Source organism: Bradyrhizobium sp. SOJA106 (genome assembly GCF_059448745.1).
Map to the genome: position 1 here is coordinate 3602088 of NZ_CM182549.1, position 17475 is coordinate 3619562.

Sequence of the window (17475 nt, forward strand, 5' to 3'; positions counted from 1 at the left end):
CCTTCATTGATAATAGCCCCCACCACGGATGTTGGTGTGCGAGGGGGTGGCTTTGACGGGTGCGGCAGCAGGGCTCGCGCGGTCGAGCCCGGATTTGAGGATCGCGCTCACGGAGGAGTAATTGATCGCGTTGATGACGAGTGCCCGCTCGCAGGCCGCTTCGAGCCGATCGCGCTCGTAGCGCCGTGCCAGGGCGATGATCCCCATGGCGGAGCGATAACCCTGCTCGGGATGCGGGCGCTCACGCATCATCCGCTCGACCAGAGTGGCGGTGTTGACGCCGATCCGCGCCGCCATCTTGATCAAGCTCGCCGGCGTCATATTGGCATAACGCTGATGGGCCTTGGGCATGTGCTCGTTCACGGTGACATGGCCGCCGCGCTGAGAGCGGCGCACATGGCTGGCGACACGCGTGTGATCCTGGAAGATCTCGACGGCTCGATAGGTGAGCCGGATGTCCACCCGACGGCCGATCAGCCGGTGCGGCACCGAGTAAAAGGTCTTGTCGACTTCGACGTGATAATCGGGTGGACCTTCGCCGTTTTCCATTCGGCGTATTCGAACGGTTCGCTCGGCAGCGGCGCCAGCGCCTCGCGCTCGATCTCCTCGAACAGCTGCCGGCGGGATTTGCCGATATGGCGCATCGGCCGATTGTTCAGCTCCTCCAGCAAACCGCCGATCGCGGCATTGAGATCGGTCAGGTTGAAGAACCGCCGATGGCGCAGCCGTGCCAGAATCCAGCGCTCAACAATTAGCACCGCGCCTTCAACCTTGCCCTTGTCGCGGGGCTTGCGGCTGCGGGTCGGCAAAATCGTCGTGTCGTAGTGCTCGGCCATGGCGGCAAAGGTTTGGTTGAGCGTCGGCTCGAACCATAACGCCTTGACGACCCCGGCCTTCAGATTGTCGCAGACGATCGCCTTGGGGACTCCGCCGAAGTACGACAGGGCCCGGGTCTGGCCTTCGATCCAATCTGGCAGTCGCTGACCGAAGCTCGCCATAGCGAAGGTCAGCGACGAGGCCCCGAGCACCGCGACAAATATCTGCGCCTGACGGATCTCGCCGGTTTGCGGATCGGTCACCTCCACCGTCGGGCCGGCATAGTCGGTTTGCATCACTGCACCCGTCGCGTGGCGGTGGCGGAAGGTTGGGTTCGCCCGCCGCCGATAGGCGTCAAACTTCTCGCAGAACCAAGTGTAACCGTAGCCGTCGGGATGAGCCGTCCGGTATTCCTGCCAAAGCAGCGTCAGCGTCACGCCCTTGCGCTTGAGTTCCTGCGCCACCCGTGGCCACTCAGGCTCGCTCAAGTCCTGCGGCGGTCGTCCGACCCGCCGGAACAAGGCCCGCTGTAACGTCGCCTCGCTCTCGCAAATCGGCGGCAGCGGCCAGCTCAAGCCCGCTTCGCGCGCCCGCAGCAGGTAGGTGGCAACCGAGGTCTTGCTGATCTGCAGCCGTTCCGAGACTGCCCGCACCGACAGGCCCTGCTCGTACGTCAGCCTCAGGATCGATCGTAGGTCCTTCACAGTGGTTCGTTTCGCTTGCTTCCGTCTCGGCATTGCCCCTCTCAAACTCAGCTTGAGAGAGAACATTGCCTGAACGGCGCTCCCGAAAACCAACCTCCCGCATCTGTCCGCGATTTAGCGGAATCCCTGTCCCGGAGTTACTGAAATCGCTGTCCGCGAATTACCGAAATCGCTGTCCGGGAATTGCCGAAACACGCACTCAGTAAAGATCGGATCCGCCAAACGCGTTCGCAGAGTTGAGTGCTGGCACACCGTGCGGCGGGACGTACTATCAGTCGCTGGGAGCAGGTTCTTATCAGGTCAGATTGCCTGACCGCTGAAGCTGGCATCGATAGCCATGTACGATACGACATGAATCGTCCCGTCCGATAGGTTCGCAGAAATTGTCCACGTCAGTCCGAGAGGAGCACGATCTCCATAGATCGATGTCCCGCGCCGGCGGTCATAACTGAGCAAGTACTGCGGAGTGGCCACGACGCCGATTGGATCGGAGAAGTCGACATCAGCAATGGCGTCTAGCCGTCATCGCTGCGAAAGTCGCCCAGGCGTCTACGGAGCCAGCAATGTCGTTGGACGCGTCTTCCACAAGATCTAGTGATGTCGTCGGCTCGCAATGCGCTGCGACAACCTAGCGTCAACGGCCTCGCATATGTCCGGATCGCGTCAGAGCTTTGGCTCTGCGCTGCGACTACACCCCCTGAGGCAATGCGAAGGATCATGCGGGATGAAATCAGAAGCGCCGTGGGAGCAAGATCCACGCACATGCAGCGCAGATCCGGCGGATGATATCGCAGCCACGGCAGACTGCCAACTGTGGGTCGTGCGTGATTCTTCTCACAGATAGAAAAACAACCCTCCGGTAAGAACACGGGCAGTGAGGCGCTGGTTTGCTTTGAGCCAGATGTCGATCACAGCAACAAGAGGGAAGTCATGATTGAAGCGTGTGAACTGATCGATATGGAACTCGACGCCGTGTCTGGCGGGTTCTTCGACCTGAGCAATCTGTCCAACAACATCGTCGCGCAGGCGAACTCTGCCACGCAGGTCGGCGTGGCTCAGGGCGGCTCCAGCGTCTTTGGTGCTGGTGGTGCTGCTGCCGTCACGCAGCTGCTCGCACAGTCGAACACCAGCTCGATCGGCTAAGTCACAGACACCAGAGGAGGGAAGTCATGATTGAAGCGTGTGAACTGATCGATATGGAACTCGACGCTGTGTCTGGCGGGTTCTTCGACCTGAGCAATCTGTCCAACAACATCGTCGCGCAGGCGAACTCTGCCACGCAGGTCGGTGTGGCTCAGGGCGGCTCCAGCGTCTTCGGTGCTGGTGGTGCTGCTGCCGTCACGCAGCTGCTCGCGCAGGCGAACACCAGCTCGATCGGCTAAGTCACCAATGCCCTAAGTCACCAGTACCCGCACACTCCTTGGTTGCTTCCGGGGGTGTGCGGGTACTCATTTCAATCGAGAACTCTCATGGACACAAGCAGCCCTGATAACGAGAGCGGTGGATCTGGCACAGCCCCACGATGCGCAGTTTGTGATCGCAAGTTTGGACTCGTCCGGCACTATTCGTGGCGCACCCCTTTATGCTCCAAGAAGTGCGTCAATCGCTTCAGAGTTCGCCGGGCGAGCGATGGCAATTGGCTATGCTGGCTTCTCACTTTAGACCAGGCGCCAGAGATCCGAGCGAGGGCTTGATGGCTTCCCAGATTTCACAACGAGGCAGGGAATACCTACAAATAGCACAGAGCTTGCTCCGCGCTGTCCAAACCATGACCGACCGAACGATTGCCGCCCAGCTCAAGGCTCTCGCCGACGACTACGAGCGACGAGCCGAGAGAGTTTCGCATGCTGGTGCGGCCAAAACAATCACGCGATCGGCCGCCAGCGCTGAACGCGAGTGGCGTACGTGACCAAACGGCCAGATTCACAGCCACCCTCCGGAAGAAATGTTGGGATCGACGCGTCAAGTCGTCAAGTCGCGACAGTTTTCACAATCCAAGGCCACTCGGGCGAGTCCTTGGCTGGTAGGATGCTTGGGAATCCAAGCCTGACTACGCTTGGCCTGGAGGCGCGGCATAGAAGCCGGCGGACTCGCGCAACGGCACCGGGAAGAACATCAATACGCTCAACTTATCTAAGTTGACCGCTGCTTGTAGGACTCGATTCAGTAGGAAGTTGCTTTCCTGATCGCTTCACGCTTCCGCGTCGCGAATAGCAGATGATGCCGGCGACCGCCCGGGTGAGAATTCTCTCCGTGCTCTGAAAGAAGACTCTTTCTGCCGCGTGCAGCGCTCGACGCCATCGCCCGATGCGCCGCCCTGAACGTTGAGCTGAGCAGCGTTAACGCAATCAGGATTGCCAACCTCGGAAGTGTTGTGCTGTCCGCCTTTTAGGCATCCCGATCTAGCTGACGGGTTGCTTCTCGAGTGCGTCAGGCTCACGATCGGCGTGCATCGCTCAGACCTATGAAGGCATGCGGCCAGTGTCGAGGCCGGTTCGGATGCTCGGGCCATGGCACGTGCGACGCTCGAAGGAAATTCGTCTCGCCAACTTCGGTGGTGTGTCGTCTAAAGAGCTGGTGCGGGGGTGCGGCCTATCAGTGGTGTTATTTCTCGCAGCGGTCCTGCGCTCGCTGCGAGCGACGTCGCACCAGGCGATACGTGGAGCAGCCCGCCATTCAAAGCTGCGTGATAGCCGGCTACCGCTCACAGATGTGTTGAAGGAGTGCAGCTTCAGCGATCAAAGGTCGCGCGACTCTTCAACCGTATAATGGCGTAACTCCGGGACGCGTGGTGTCGGGTTGCCAAGCCAATCGCGAACCGAAGCAGTTGCGGACTAACAGGCGGAGTCCAGCCGCTAATCAGAGCAGGATGACCGACTAGTCCATTTCCGCTGCTCCATGGTCGGATAGCAAGAAGCATCTCAAGCCACGGCAGACTGCCAACTGTGGGTCGTGCGTGATTCTTCTCACAGATAGAAAAACAACCCTCCGGTAAGAACACGGGCAGTGAGGCGCTGGTTTGCTTTGAGCCAGATGTCGATCACAGCAACAAGAGGGAAGTCATGATTGAAGCGTGTGAACTGATCGATATGGAACTCGACGCCGTGTCTGGCGGGTTCTTCGACCTGAGCAATCTGTCCAACAACATCGTCGCGCAGGCGAACTCTGCCACGCAGGTCGGTGTGGCTCAGGGCGGCTCCAGCGTCTTCGGTGCTGGTGGTGCTGCTGCCGTCACGCAGCTGCTCGCGCAGGCGAACACCAGCTCGATCGGCTAAGTCACCAATGCCCTAAGTCACCAGTGCCCGCACACTCCTTGGTTGCTTCCGGGGGTGTGCGGGTACTCATTTCAATCGAGAACTCTCATGGACACAGGCAGCCCGCGCAATGAACTGCGGGAAGAGGTCCCGACACGGTGTCGATGCTCAACGAGCGTACTCCTGTCCACCTGCCGAGAGATCCTCATCCACAGGGAATGACCCGGCCTTGATGCGGCCGGATTTATCGTCTGCGCCGTCGCTAGACTAGCGTTGAGCCGATTCGAGTAACTGCCGCTTGGCAAAATCCGCAAACGGCCCCGGCTCGTTCATGAGCTCCGCGTAGCTTCCCGCTTGCACGACTTTGCCGCGCGACAGCATGACAATACGATCCGCATTGCGCACAGTGCTGAGGCGATGCGCAATCACAATCCTCGTAATGCTCAATCGTTCCAGCGAGGTGCCGACGATGCTTTGGGTTTGGTTGTCGAGTGCGCTGGTTGCCTCATCAAACAGAAGAATCCGTGGTGAGCGCGCAAGAGCGCGGGCGATCAATAGTCGCTGCCGCTGACCGCCTGATAGCGTAGTCACGCCTTCCGCAACCAGCGTATGCATGCCCATCGGCATCTGCGCGATGTCGGCATCCAGCGCCGCCAGTCGCGCGGCCTCCCAGGCCTTCTCCAGCGGCAGATCAACGCCGCCGCAAATGTTGTCGTAAAGGCTTCCGGTTGCAAGCTTGGTATCTTGCAGCACTACGCCAAGCTGCCGGCGCACGGCGCTGATGTCGAGCGTGTTGAGGGCCTTGCCGTCGTAAAACACCGTGCCGGCTTCCGCCCGCTCAAAACCGAGCAGCAAGCGAAAGAGCGACGATTTCCCGCTACCTGAGGGACCGACGATCGCGACGTAGTCACCCGTCGCAATGCTCAAGCTGATATCATCCAGGACTTTCGGCCCGCCTTTCGTATAGCGGAATACGATGCCGGAAAGTTCGAGTTCTCCGGATAGCTCTCCGGGTGATCGCCGTTCCTCGGAGATCTCGGCGGGAGTGGAAATCACGGGCTTCAGGCGGGTGAGGTGAGGAATCGCCACCAGTGATTCACTGACGCTTGAGGCCCAACTGCCGATCGCGGCGGTGGCCTGTCCGAACGCTGCCAGAAAGCCGAGAAACGCGCCGAGATCGAGCAGGACGTGACTGTTTGTGTAGGAGGCAAGCGCAAAGATGATCAATGTCGCCAGCATCGGGAAGGCGGTATCAAAGGTACTCAGCGCGTTGGCCGCTTGCTGCGAGGTGATGAAATAGTGCCTCTGTACGGCAAATTGTTGCGACCATCGCGCTAATGCGCGCTCCGTTGCGCCTGCCACGCGCAGCTTGCCGACTCCCGCAATCAATTGCAGCACAAAGCCACTGGCCTTGCCTTGCAGGTTGAATTGCTTGGTTTCGTAGTAGAGTCGCACGGCGCTCGTGGCAAGAATTGCAGCCGCTCTAATCATGGTGAGCAGCAGTGCAATGCCGCCCAGTCGGAGATCATAGTAGAGCATCAGCCCAATGCTGAAGAGACAAAAGAACGAGGCTGTAAAGCCGCCCAGCACACGCCCGGTGAAGATCCGGCGAGTGGCATCGATGCCCATGGCGCGATCGACCAAATCGCCGCTTGTATATTCGCGAAACAGAGAGGTGGGCAGGCGGAGCAAGCGGTCGATCAACGCAGCCTGCAGCTTATAGTCGAGCAGACCTTCGAGCCTTAACGTGACCCGTCCTTGCATCACCTGCAGACCGGCCATTGACACAGCGGTGACCGTCAGCGCAAGCGCACAAACAACGAGCTGATCAATCTCGGTGCGCGGGATAACCGAATTGACCAGGACATTGGTGATCAGTGGCGGCATTAGCGACAGTAGCCCGATTGCCACAACAGCCAACGCGATGCGCGCCATGCTGCCGGAAACGCCTCGCATCGCAAAGGCAAGCAGATCGCGATATTGGAGCGGGCGGGACGGCAACGCCGGATAGAAAGTGATGGCCTCTGGTTTGAGCTCACCGGCAACGGAGCGATCGACGAAGCGGCGACTTCCACCCTTTGGGTCGAACATCGTGTAAGTGTTCGCCCGCTTGCGCACTAGAGCCACTGGACTGCGTTCGGCTCCGTGCCAACCGAGGAGCGGTCCAGCGTCCGTCTTCCACCAGACATCGCGCAGAAGCACACGGCGGATCCGCAACTGGGCTGTGCGAGCGATCTCCAGAATGTCGCTGAAGGTCTGTCTTGTGGGTTGACCGCGCTGCGAAAGTGCAATCGGTATTCCAAGTTCTTCTCCGACAACCCGGCAACTGCAAAGCAACGGGTCTGCCGAGTCCCATTCGGATTGCGCGCGATCGGCTTTCTTCACCACGACATCAGCGAGCCGCTCAAACGAGTCGAGCGTTTGCGATACAGTGAGTTCGTCGCGGCGGACCAAGCGTTCCCGCTCTCGAATGAGGCTTTCTGCCAGGCTGCGCTCAAGATGTGCGATAACTGTTACCTGGAATCGATCAATCGCGGACCACAGAACCAGGGTGTCTGGCGGGTTCGGCTCGAGACGCAATTTGCACCCATGCGCGCCAGCTTCCACCCACATCCCAGCGGTCAAAGGGAAGGGAGGCTGCCCGGGAGCGAAGCTCGAGCCGAGGTCCATGACCTTTGCAGTCCCGGTTTCGAGGTGTACCCACAGGAGGTCCCGCGTCGGACCACGACGTCGCTCGCCTGGGTGCAGTTCAATCGCCTCACCGCTCACCAACTCGGAAATGGCTTCGTTTGCCGCCGAGCGGACCATGAACACCGCCAATTGGGCAATCCAGCTAGACACAGGGCCAAATGACGCTGCACTGCGCGGCACCTCCAAAAGCACATTCCCAGGCGGGCCGACAGCGATAATTTGCAGTCGGCTGCCCGAGGTTTCGCAGGCATTGTGCAGGTCCAGAATGCATCCGCCGTTTTCGACACGAAACAAATGCTGGCGCGTGCCTGTCGGCTGAACTGCAAACAAATCGACGTGACCCGCTGCCACTTGAAGAACGTGTTCGTGGTCGCTGAGAAGCATTGGGCGACGCGCATCGAGCGAAGTCCGGTGCGGCAGACCGATCGGCGCCTCGCGTTGTTGCCCAACGAAATTCTCGCTGACAAATCGATCCGTCATTCGCGCGCCACCAGTTTGGCATAGGAGGCCTGAAGCGCAAGAAGCTCTTCATGCGTGCCGCGCTCAACGATGCGACCGCGTTCAAGCACGATGATTTCGTCGCAATCGCGTATCGTGCTCAAGCGGTGGGCGATGATGATGCAGCTGCAACCGCGGCGCCGCAGGTTGTCGTCGATGGATTTTTCCGTAATCGGATCAAGTGCAGCCGTCGCTTCATCCAAGACAAGGATCGAGGGATTGCAAACCAGAGCTCGGGCGATTTCGATACGCTGACGCTGCCCACCGCTGAAGTTCGTGCCGCCTTCATTTACGTGGCAGTCATAATTGCCTGGTCTCGTCGCAAGGTCTTGATGAATCAGCGCGTCCTTGGCCGCCGTCAGGAGGTGACGCTCATCGGTTGTTGAATCCCAGAGCGTCAAATTGTCTCGCGCCGTTCCCTCGAACAGAAAGACGTCCTGGTCGACATAGGCGACAGAGTTCGCAAAAATATCCGCAGGGATATCCGTCAGCCTACATCCATCAAAACGAATCTCGCCGGACCAGGGTTTGTACAGTCCGCAGATCAGTTTGCCGAGGGTTGATTTTCCGCTGCCCGACATGCCAACGAGTGCCACGCGTGAACCGGCAGGGATCACCAGCGAAAGATCGGCCAAAAGCGGCGGTTCGAGCACCGAATAGCCGAAGCTGATGTTGTGAAGTTCGAGTCGGCCGGTAAGCTTCGGCGGCAAGGCACTCGCATGTGTTGGAGGTCGCGGCGCTAGCGGGTATCGGTAGACATCCTCGAGCCGTTCGAGTGCTCCCTTGATGGTTTGCAGTCCACCGAAATAATTCACGAGGTTGACGAAAGGCTCGGAGAAACTCAATGCTAGGGATTGGAAGGCCACGAGGCTTCCCAGTGTCAACGAGCCCTGAATGACCCGCAAGCCTCCGACACCAAGAATCGCTGCGATCATGAGACCCGTGAGCAAGGTGGGGACCATGTCCAATATGATGGCGGAGGCGCCGATCCTCTGTTCGGCGTTGAGGTTTTTGGCTTGAAGACCGGCCCACCGGCCGAAGGCGTCGTCTTCCAACCCACTTGCTTTGATGGTTTCGATAGTCCGCACCATGCTCACGGTTGCCCCGAGCAGCTTTCCCTGATCGAGCGCCAGCCGATAACTCAGTTCCTGGCGGCGTGAAGCGACAAGCCGCAGGAGAAGAACATTTATCAAAGAGATTGCGACGCAAAGCGCGGTCAGGCTGACGTCGTAGACGGCCATGGCTGCGGCGAACAAGACCACCGACATTAGGCTGAGCGCGTTGGCCGCAATGCCGCTTGAAAGCAGCCGGGCGATCTGTTCGTTGGCTGCAATACGGCCCGCAATGTCGCCTGCGTGGCGTTGGGTGAAGAATTCCAGCGGCAGCATCATGAGGCGCCACAGAAAACGGCTAGTCATCACGACGGCGAGCTTGGTCTGCAGCCGCAATAGCAGCGATTGACGTATGATCGTCAGGACGGCCCGGAGGGCCGCCGTCAGCGCCATGCCGATCAGGAGCGGCACAAGCCAGTTGCGCGTGTGCTGAATCAAAATTTCATCGACAAAGATTTTTGAGAATCCCGCGGCAACAATGTTGGGCAGGACGGCGGCGATGCTGACGACAACTAGCAGGGCCACCGCCTGCTTTGAGTGGCGCAGCTCCCTTATGAGCAGGGCTATGCCCTTCGGTTTGCTGCCGACCTTCTCGAACCTTTCGTCTCGTTCAAACACCAGGACAACGCCGGTGAAGGCGTGGTCGAGCTCGACCAGATCGATCTGACGACGCCCGCTCGCGGGGTCATTTATGTAGGCGCGCTTTCTATCTATTCCTTCCAGGACCACGAAATGGTTGAAGTTCCAATGAAGGATGCAAGGCATTGGAATTTCGGCAAGTGCCGGAGGCTCGACGCTGTAGCCCTTCGCCGTCAGTCCGTATCGGCGCGCCGCTCTAATGATGTTACTCGCCTTGCTACCGTCGCGCGACACGCCACATGAGACACGAAGCTCTTCCAACGGAATCCACGCCCCGTAGTAACCGAGAATGATGCCGAGCGCTGCCGCGCCGCATTCGACGGCTTCCATCTGCAGTAGGACGGGTGTCCGCTGGGTGCGTCGCCGCGGCAACCAGCTCGCCATGCGGCTGACGTAAGATTTGGGCCGGCCGCGCCCGCTGGTTGGCTGGTTTGGAGATGGCCTATCCATCAATTCCCGTGAGGTGCTTGAGCAGGGGTATCACCAGATCGAGCGGGCGCCGCCGGCGTGTTGTGATCTCGGCCCGCGCCAACGTTCCGCTGGTGAGATGAATGTTCGGCCCCTCGCCAACGGCCCATCGATATCCGGTTGCAGTGGAGGTATCCTCATCGAGTGCAACCATGGCGGCGTAAGGCGCACCGTCGCGCGAGAAGCGTGAAACCAGGCTTTCATTATGCAGCAGCGCACCCATGCCTTGCGGCGTCATCGGGAAATCAGAGATGCTGACCACCTTGCCCAGCATCATGCCAAATTCCTCGCGCTTCACCGTGCTCGGCTCCAGTTGCACCTGCATGCCAGGCTTGATCTGTTTTCCCCGTTCGGCAGAAACATAGACGACGGCTTGGAGCTTGGTGCCTTCGCTTTCGATCGCAATAACCGGTGTGCCGATGGCTAGCACCGAACCGGGCGAAATCTTCACTTCCAGAACCCGACCGTCCATGGGGCTGATCACTTGGGTGTTCTGGCTCAGCTGTTCGGCGGCGGCATTCATCTGCCGCCGGGCTTCGTTGAGGGCAAACTCGGATTGCTGAATTTCGCGACCGCGCTCCGTTTCCAGGTCCGTCTTCTGCGCCCGCAGCTTTAAGATCTCGTTTTGTGCGTCGGTACGGCGCTGTTGCGCATCGGTCAGCTCCTGACGCCGCTCTTCCAGATTGCGCCGCGTGGTGTATCCCTTGGCCAGCAAGTCCTCCAGGTTTTTGACGTCGACGGTGAGATATTCGATACGCTGGCTGGTTGCCTTGATCACCTGTTGCAGGGCCATTTCAAGTTTTGCAAAATTCTGGCTCTTGGCGGCGAGCTCGCTTGCAGCTTTCGACACCCGATCGGCGTGCTCCCGCTGCCGTTCTTGAAATACCTCGGTGGCTGCATTGTGCTTTTGCTGGATCTCGGTTTGAACGATCTGCGCGACGGGTTGATCCTTGTTGACGTGCTCGCCCACCGTGACTGCGACCGACTGCAGCCGTCCGGCAGCGGCGGATACGGCGTCGACGACCTTACCGCCACTGCCGATCAGGATTCCCTCACCAGAGACGCGAGTGGGCACGCGCCCGAAAATGCTCCACAGCACGGCCGCCGCAAGCGCAATGCACAGCACAAGGGTCAGAATCCAGTCAGCGGGCTTGGTGATAACAACGAGATGATCGAGCTGCTCGGGAGACGCAGCCCGGTCGAGGGCCGCGGCGCGAAACGCCCGTTGCGGCCGGTCGGTGATGCTCTTATGCTCCGGCTTTGGGAGCGGTTCAGACGCCGACATGTCTGCACTCGAAGCAAGTGTGAACTGCAGCCGACGATGCCCGATCTTTGCACAGAAGCAACCATCTAACAATAAGGGGTGGAGGGACCAATTGGGATGCACGGGCTGATCGGCACTACGAGAGTTTCGTTCCCAGGGCGAGCGCACCGAAAAATGCTGGCCGCGGGCGTGGGGCTAGCTTTGGCCTTACCCGGTGTGTGCAGTGCGGGCGTCCTGTCCGAGAGCGATTTCCGGCAGGCGGAGAGCCTTAGGCCGCTCTTTGCCAATCTCATGAACGACCTTGTCGCAACCGCAAAGCGCCCTGATGTTTCCAGCGGCGACGCTGAATGCGTCAACTCGACTGTCCGGGAACTTCTGCAAATCTCCGACGAACTCGCAAGCTACGAGTATCTGATCACTATGGAAAAAGATCTGACAGACTTCGGCGACGAGAGTCCGATGCGGGACATCGTCAAGTTTGCCGTCGACAAGAGCAGCACGATCCTGATCAGCGAAAGAAAACGATTAGTTCAGATCTCCGAGCGGTGTACCAAATATCCGCTGGGGCAAGGCAAGATTGACCAGGCCCTCACCATCATTGACACGACGACAGGCATATTGGCTACCATTAGAGGTCGCCTTTGATCCGGGCGAAAAAGCGCTCGCGCAGCAGGCGATCTCTACGCGGCGGCTGTGACAGCGAAGAGCGCGCTCAGGTCAGCCAGTTAGTAGCGAAGCACGATCGGAAAGCCGGTGCCGCTTTTTGTAAGCCGGCGGCTCCAGGGTTACCGGCAATGTAGGCTCGACTGTCTTCCGATTGAGCCCAAGTTGCTGGGCGACAGCGCTGACAAACAGACCCTGACGTGCAAGTTCAGGATCATGACCAGTTCCCAAGTGTACTCACCGCGCCTCCCTCATGCCTGCGGCAGCAGCGTCACGTCTTGGCGCTCCGGCCGACCAACCTGGGTCTGCCGGGACGACAGGTCGTCACGAAAACTGGAGTTTCAAACGCCACAAATGGAGTGATTACTTCACAATGATCAGGCCGGTCTGCCGGCGCCCGAGGTTCCCCAGATGGTTCTGGCAGAAACGTCCGCTGGGCTTCGCGGCTTGCCACGGTTGGGAGCGGGAGTATATTTTGTCGATGGCTGTCAGCTCGCCCGATCTGAAAGCGTTCTTGCTTGCCACACCGTTTTTCGGTGGTCTCTCAGACGCGAGTTGCGATCTCTTAATCTCGATGCTGGTCGAGCGCCGCTTCGAGGTTGGTGACACTGTCGTCGCGGAAGGAGAACCGGGCCGCTCCATGTTCGTTGTTCACTCCGGCGAGCTCGTGGTGAGTAAGTTCGCGGGTGCGGGCCGCATAATTCGAATGGCCAGTCTCGGGCCCGGAGACTTTTTTGGCGAAATGACGCTTATCGAAATGCAGAACCGGTCAGCGACCATCGTCGCGCAGAGCTCAACTCTGCTGTACGAGCTTACGGCTCGACAACTTTACGCGTACTTCAAGGCCGACATCTACGCGTATGTGATAGTGATGCAGAATGTCAACCGCGAGCTTTGTCGGCGGCTTCGTCGCGCCGACAATCGGATTGCGGAGTTGCAGATGCTTCACGCGAGTCGGTGAGGAAGTGACTGATCCGGTTTCGGTGCGCAGGACGTGATTGACCGGACCCCAGAGGTTAGTCCAACAAACCCGCCGCAAGGATCGAAGTCTTTTTTCGAACGCGGGCCGCCGACGGACGAGCGCGTGCTTGCATTGTGTTTGAAGAGTCTTCGTTCCGCAGGCAGCGCGTCCCGCACCTAACGACAATTCAACTTATTGCGGTACACCAAATCGTATACCACGAGTTGCAGTGGTGGAACCCGTGTCCACTCTTGGCAAACCGGAAGCGGTGCGGAATCCGAACCAGCAACTATGTCTTTGATCTGGAGCGGAAAAATTCAGCCGGTTTTCGTTGCATGGCGCGGTGGGACAGCTAAGCCTCTGAGGAATACAAATTTCTGTAATCCCGGTGATGGATTGAGCGAGAGTTCAATGCGTTAGAGAGCGGCGTGTGCACGACGTCTGCACCGGGAGATCAAGAAAAATCCCATCACAGCTAATGTGGACAGACGTTCTGAAGCGGGCTTGGGAGCCTTTAGTGCGCGCATGTGCACGACCGACTTCTAGGGCCGGGCGACTAGGAGTTGCTGACGACTAACTTCACATTTTCCGGCGGGAACATGCCACGAGGCGCAGCGAGGACCGATGCTTTCCTCGAAGCCAGAAGCGGGACCGGCGCTCCTGACGTGAAGCGGACATCCGTTGGATGCGCATGTCTGAGAAGCGCCAGAGGACTTGTATGGGGTGATTGGTGTCAAGGCTTTTCGTTATGGCCATCTCCTTGTTTGGCCGGGCTACGACATCTCCTCGTCCCGACCTGCTGTTCGCTAGGCTGCTGCGCGCAGCGGCGGTCAAGGGTGGCCGAAGGCCATCGCGAAGCGACTTGCCCTTGACGGTCGCGAGCACAGCGGCAGACTTGAGCGATCGGGGGCGGCCTCCGGTTGGCAACTAAGACGATACCGAGGGGGAGCTCGCCATCGTGCGCGCAGATCGCGCGCCACGAACTTGTATTCGGCCGACCCGAGAGAGTCGCAACCATGATGCAGTCATGCGCATCGGCGGCGAAGCTCCGAGGAGGCGGGCCCAATCTAAACCGCGGTACGAGGACCATAGTCCAACATCGGGTTGCCGCCACCTCGCTTCATCAGCTGCAGCTCGGCATCGATAAGGTGCATTAGCTAAAACGTAATCTGACAGCGGTGTCCTGGCTCCCCATGGCGAATCGCAAGCCGAGGCGGGTCGCGGAGCTGGTCGGGGTTGCGCAGCGCCCCGCCTCGGCGATTGGAGGACACCATGACGACCGAACAGAAGATTATCCGCGCCAAGGTTGGATTGCTGGAGCTTGCCAGGCAGCTTGGGAATGTCAGTCAAGCCTGCAAGATGATGGGCTACAGCCGCGACAGCTTCTACCGTTTCAAGGAGCTCTACGACAAAGGCGGCGAGCTGGCATTGCGGGAGATCATGCTGCGGCGGTCGTATGATCATCATCGAGGTCTTTGCGCGCGGTTGTACGCCACGGCATCGGCCGACAGCCCCAACGAGCCGCATCAGGATCGACACCTCATGACCGTGACGCAATCCCGCAAATCTGCCCGTCGCGCTCGCCGGCTCTCGACCGGCCACGGCAGAGCGCACCCAGGTATCCACCAGCCGTCGCAAATCGTGGGAAAAGTTGTGGAGTTCGATGCCATCCGCCCCGCATTCGTCTGCGGCTTCACCGTCGCACAACTCGTTGGGCCGGCTCGATCCCAATCACCGAACTCACCCGCGGCGCTCAAATCCCCATAGCGCCTGCCGCACCGCCTTACGTCCCTCAAGCGCGGTTTCCTCCCTTGGAGGCTTTCGGACGCCGGCCACCGAACACGCGGCGCCGCCCCCTCATGCGGCCGGCATCCGAAACCCCTCACAGAAGTGATCCGCCACCCCGTTTCGAGACGATAGAGCTGCATTCCTATTTTTCGGCCGAAATTCGATCCAGACGCAGCCGATGTCGATGGTCAGTGAGCAGGCGCGCGCCGCCCAGGACGGCAGCCAACGTTCCAAGCCCAGTCCCACCGGCGATTAGGAACATGATTAGCAATTGATATTTGACCGCATCGACAGGCTCGACGCCCGCAAGGATCTGGCCGGTCATCATCCCCGGCAAGGAAACGAGGCCGATCGCCGCCATGCTGTTCATGATCGGCATAAAGCCGCTTCGCAAGGCGTCCCGTACCACGGGCAACAGGGCTTGCTGTCGGCTGCCGCCGAGCGCAAGACAAGCTTCCACGGCGGCTCGGTCGCGCACCAGGCTGTTCGTCAGCACGTCCAGGCCTAGGCTTATTCCGGTCATGGTGTTGCCCAGCATCATGCCCAGCAAAGGCAGCGCGTAGCGCGGGTGATACCACGGATCGGGTCGTAGCTCCGTCAAGAGTGCGAACATCGTGACCGTACCCGCGGCGAGCAGCGTGCATCCGGCGCCCAGGCCGTACTTCCAAACGCCCTGAAGGCGCCGCTTCTGCCGCGCGACGATCTCCCGCGAGGCGAAGAGGACCATGATCAGGGCGGCGAGAGCGGTCCAGAGCGGCGACACCGCAGCAAACAAGAATGTCAGCACGTATCCAACGAGGACGAGCTGCACCACCATGCGCACGGCCGCAATGGCAAGTTGCTTCTCGAGCTTGAGGCGGAGAACAAGCGAGAAGACGCCATCCATGACGACAAGGAGCGCCGGCAGGACCAGGTCGCCGTACGAAAGCTGGATGTAGGTCACGGCCGGCATTCCTGGATGCCGCCGTTGGGGCTCATCGCAAAGATCCTTGAACCGACGCGGCGGGCTTGCGCGTCGTCGTGGGTACTCCAGACGACACTCGTCCCATCCGAGATGCGTTCGGCAATCAGAGCTTCCACGGCCGCAGCGGATGCTGCGTCAAGGGCTGAGGTCGGCTCGTCCAGCAGAAGCACCCGAGATCGAAGCATGAGCGCCCGCACAAGCGCCAATCGCAGTCTCTCTCCTGTTGAAAGTCTTTGGATCGGCCACGGTCCGCAGTCGTTTGGCAACCCCAGTCGCGCGACCAGCGGCAGAGCATCATCCCAGGCCGCGAAGTGCTCTTGCACGGTATCGGACCACCAGCCCGGCTCGGCGGCGAGATAGGTCACTCGTCTTCGCCAGGCGGGGGCGGGCATCGCTTCTCTGAGCATGCCGTCCAGCTTGACCGTTCCTTCGTTGGGATCGAGATCCGCGATGGAGCGGAGCAATAAGGTCTTTCCGACCCCGGAAGGCCCCTGCAGGGCGACGCATTCGCCGTCCTGCAGGTCGAATGATACGAGGAGGTGTAGGCGCTTGAGCCCGCTGACCGTCAACATGCGTCAGAGCTTGAGCTGTAGCCGGTCGGCAACCCGCCGGGCGATCTCCACCGGGGCCTCATTCGGATAGGGATGCACCGAGCTGACATTGATCTCGCCGAGCACGTAGCTGTCGCTCCCGTCGGCCTGGACTGGCCCGAGCATGAAGTCTGCGTCCCAGATCGCGGGCAGGTCACCGCGCGCGATGTCCAGCAGCGAAATTAGCTGCGGCGTCCACTCGTTTTCCATCAACCGCCGCAGCCGCTGGAAGCGCCGGTCTATATTCGACGAGTAGAGCCGCGGTCCGGCCTCTGAACGCGCGGCCGGCGAGTCGACCAGCGCTTTGACCTTGTGATGGCCGAATCCGGCGCAGCGGTCACCTGCCATGTAGCAGCGCACCACACCCTCGGTCAGGCGAGGCTGGAACGCCTGGTCGATCACGCTGCCGTTCTCGAAATACTCCGCGCAGCGACGGAGAAAATCATCCAGAGTTAATTCCTCGGGCGCGTCCTTGGTCGCATCCAGGACCCTAATCATGGAGGAGTTCGGCAGCCTTTTGACCTTCCAGACGCCTTGGCCGCCGTTGCCCCGGTTGCGCTTGATCACGCGCGGACCGGCGGCGAGCCGTGCAGGCAGCTCGGCTCGCATCGCCTCGGCGGTCTGATAGAGCGCCGTGTCCGATCCCCAGCCCATCGAGCGGGTGCGATAGAGGACCTCCTTGGTGCCCATCTTGAGGATGACGTCCGGATGAGCGCTTACCCATACGCCCCGCGCGGCAACGTCGCGCAGCAACGCATCGAGGCCGGCGCGGTTTCGACCGTCCTGAATCGGGTTGACCCAGACGAGCACGCCATCCACTGCGAGCAATTCTTCGCGCACGGCATCGGCGAAGCTCTCGTCGTAGATCGCGGGGCGCCCTTCGACGCCGACGGCGGCCAGCGCTTCGAAGACATCGAAGAAGCGGCCGCTTTTCGAGGTCGCATCTCGACGTGCGGCTGCATCTCCTCGCGAGAGGATGGCGACGGTACGTCGGGGACAGGGTTGTCGTTCGATCTCCATGCGCAAGCTCCACGATTGCGTGCTGCGCAGAGCTTGGACCGAA

At 60.1% G+C, this 17475-nt stretch carries 11 protein-coding genes and 2 pseudogenes; 6 read left to right on the top strand and 7 right to left on the bottom strand.

Going from position 1 to position 17475, the window contains the following annotated elements:
* Positions 1-3: 3 nt before the first annotated feature.
* A pseudogene (gene istA / locus AC5V87_RS16180) lies at positions 4-1553 on the bottom strand (IS21 family transposase).
* Between the two features lie 897 nt (positions 1554-2450).
* Between istA and AC5V87_RS16185 the strand changes: the two are divergent.
* From AC5V87_RS16185 to AC5V87_RS16195, 3 genes are all read left to right on the top strand, one after another.
* Positions 2451-2663, top strand: coding sequence for a hypothetical protein (locus AC5V87_RS16185; protein ID WP_028146191.1), 213 nt, complete (start codon positions 2451-2453; stop codon positions 2661-2663).
* 26 nt (positions 2664-2689) lie between these two features.
* The gene (locus AC5V87_RS16190; protein WP_456839222.1) at positions 2690-2902 is read left to right on the top strand and encodes a hypothetical protein; all 213 of its coding nucleotides are present in this window, start codon (positions 2690-2692) and stop codon (positions 2900-2902) included.
* Between the two features lie 1680 nt (positions 2903-4582).
* Positions 4583-4795: a hypothetical protein gene (locus tag AC5V87_RS16195; RefSeq protein WP_456839222.1), complete on the top strand. Its 213-nt coding sequence runs from the start codon at positions 4583-4585 to the stop codon at positions 4793-4795.
* Positions 4796-5041: 246 nt separating this feature from the next.
* On the opposite strand, the gene AC5V87_RS16200 is transcribed toward AC5V87_RS16195, so the two are convergent.
* Genes AC5V87_RS16200 through AC5V87_RS16210 form a run of 3 tightly spaced genes read right to left on the bottom strand, consistent with a single transcriptional unit; the run spans position 5042 to position 11467 of the window.
* Complete coding sequence (locus AC5V87_RS16200) at positions 5042-7945, bottom strand: NHLP bacteriocin export ABC transporter permease/ATPase subunit (protein WP_495371586.1); 2904 nt, start codon at positions 7943-7945, stop codon at positions 5042-5044.
* Entirely contained in the window at positions 7942-10098 is a 2157-nt protein-coding gene (locus tag AC5V87_RS16205; protein WP_495371587.1) for an NHLP family bacteriocin export ABC transporter peptidase/permease/ATPase subunit, read from the bottom strand. Before AC5V87_RS16205 ends, AC5V87_RS16200 begins: the two co-directional genes overlap by 4 nt.
* Positions 10099-10156: 58 nt before the next feature.
* Positions 10157-11467: an NHLP bacteriocin system secretion protein gene (locus tag AC5V87_RS16210; RefSeq protein WP_456839218.1), complete on the bottom strand. Its 1311-nt coding sequence runs from the start codon at positions 11465-11467 to the stop codon at positions 10157-10159.
* A 153-nt stretch (positions 11468-11620) separates the two neighbouring features.
* On the opposite strand from AC5V87_RS16210, the gene AC5V87_RS16215 reads away from it, so the two are divergent.
* The 3 genes and pseudogenes from AC5V87_RS16215 to AC5V87_RS16225 form a co-directional block, all read left to right on the top strand.
* A complete protein-coding gene (locus AC5V87_RS16215; protein ID WP_456839217.1) occupies positions 11621-12091 on the top strand; it encodes a hypothetical protein in 471 nt (156 codons plus the stop codon).
* A gap of 499 nt (positions 12092-12590) precedes the next feature.
* Positions 12591-13070, top strand: coding sequence for a Crp/Fnr family transcriptional regulator (locus AC5V87_RS16220; protein ID WP_456839216.1), 480 nt, complete (start codon positions 12591-12593; stop codon positions 13068-13070).
* Positions 13071-14342: 1272 nt separating this feature from the next.
* Positions 14343-14522, top strand: a pseudogene (locus tag AC5V87_RS16225) (helix-turn-helix domain-containing protein); the annotation flags it as partial.
* 478 nt (positions 14523-15000) lie between these two features.
* Here AC5V87_RS16225 and AC5V87_RS16230 read toward each other — a convergent pair.
* From AC5V87_RS16230 to AC5V87_RS16240, 3 genes are read right to left on the bottom strand one after another with little or no spacing between them, the layout of a single operon-like run.
* Positions 15001-15801 carry an ABC transporter permease gene (locus tag AC5V87_RS16230; RefSeq protein ID WP_495371588.1) on the bottom strand — a complete coding sequence of 267 codons (801 nt, stop codon included), beginning with the start codon at positions 15799-15801 and terminating at the stop codon, positions 15001-15003.
* Positions 15798-16394, bottom strand: a complete 597-nt coding sequence (locus tag AC5V87_RS16235) for an ABC transporter ATP-binding protein (RefSeq protein WP_495371589.1) — start codon at positions 16392-16394, stop codon at positions 15798-15800. Before AC5V87_RS16235 ends, AC5V87_RS16230 begins: the two co-directional genes overlap by 4 nt.
* 3 nt (positions 16395-16397) lie before the next feature.
* A complete protein-coding gene (locus tag AC5V87_RS16240; protein WP_495371590.1) occupies positions 16398-17432 on the bottom strand; it encodes a Cj0069 family protein in 1035 nt (344 codons plus the stop codon).
* Positions 17433-17475 lie beyond the last annotated feature (43 nt).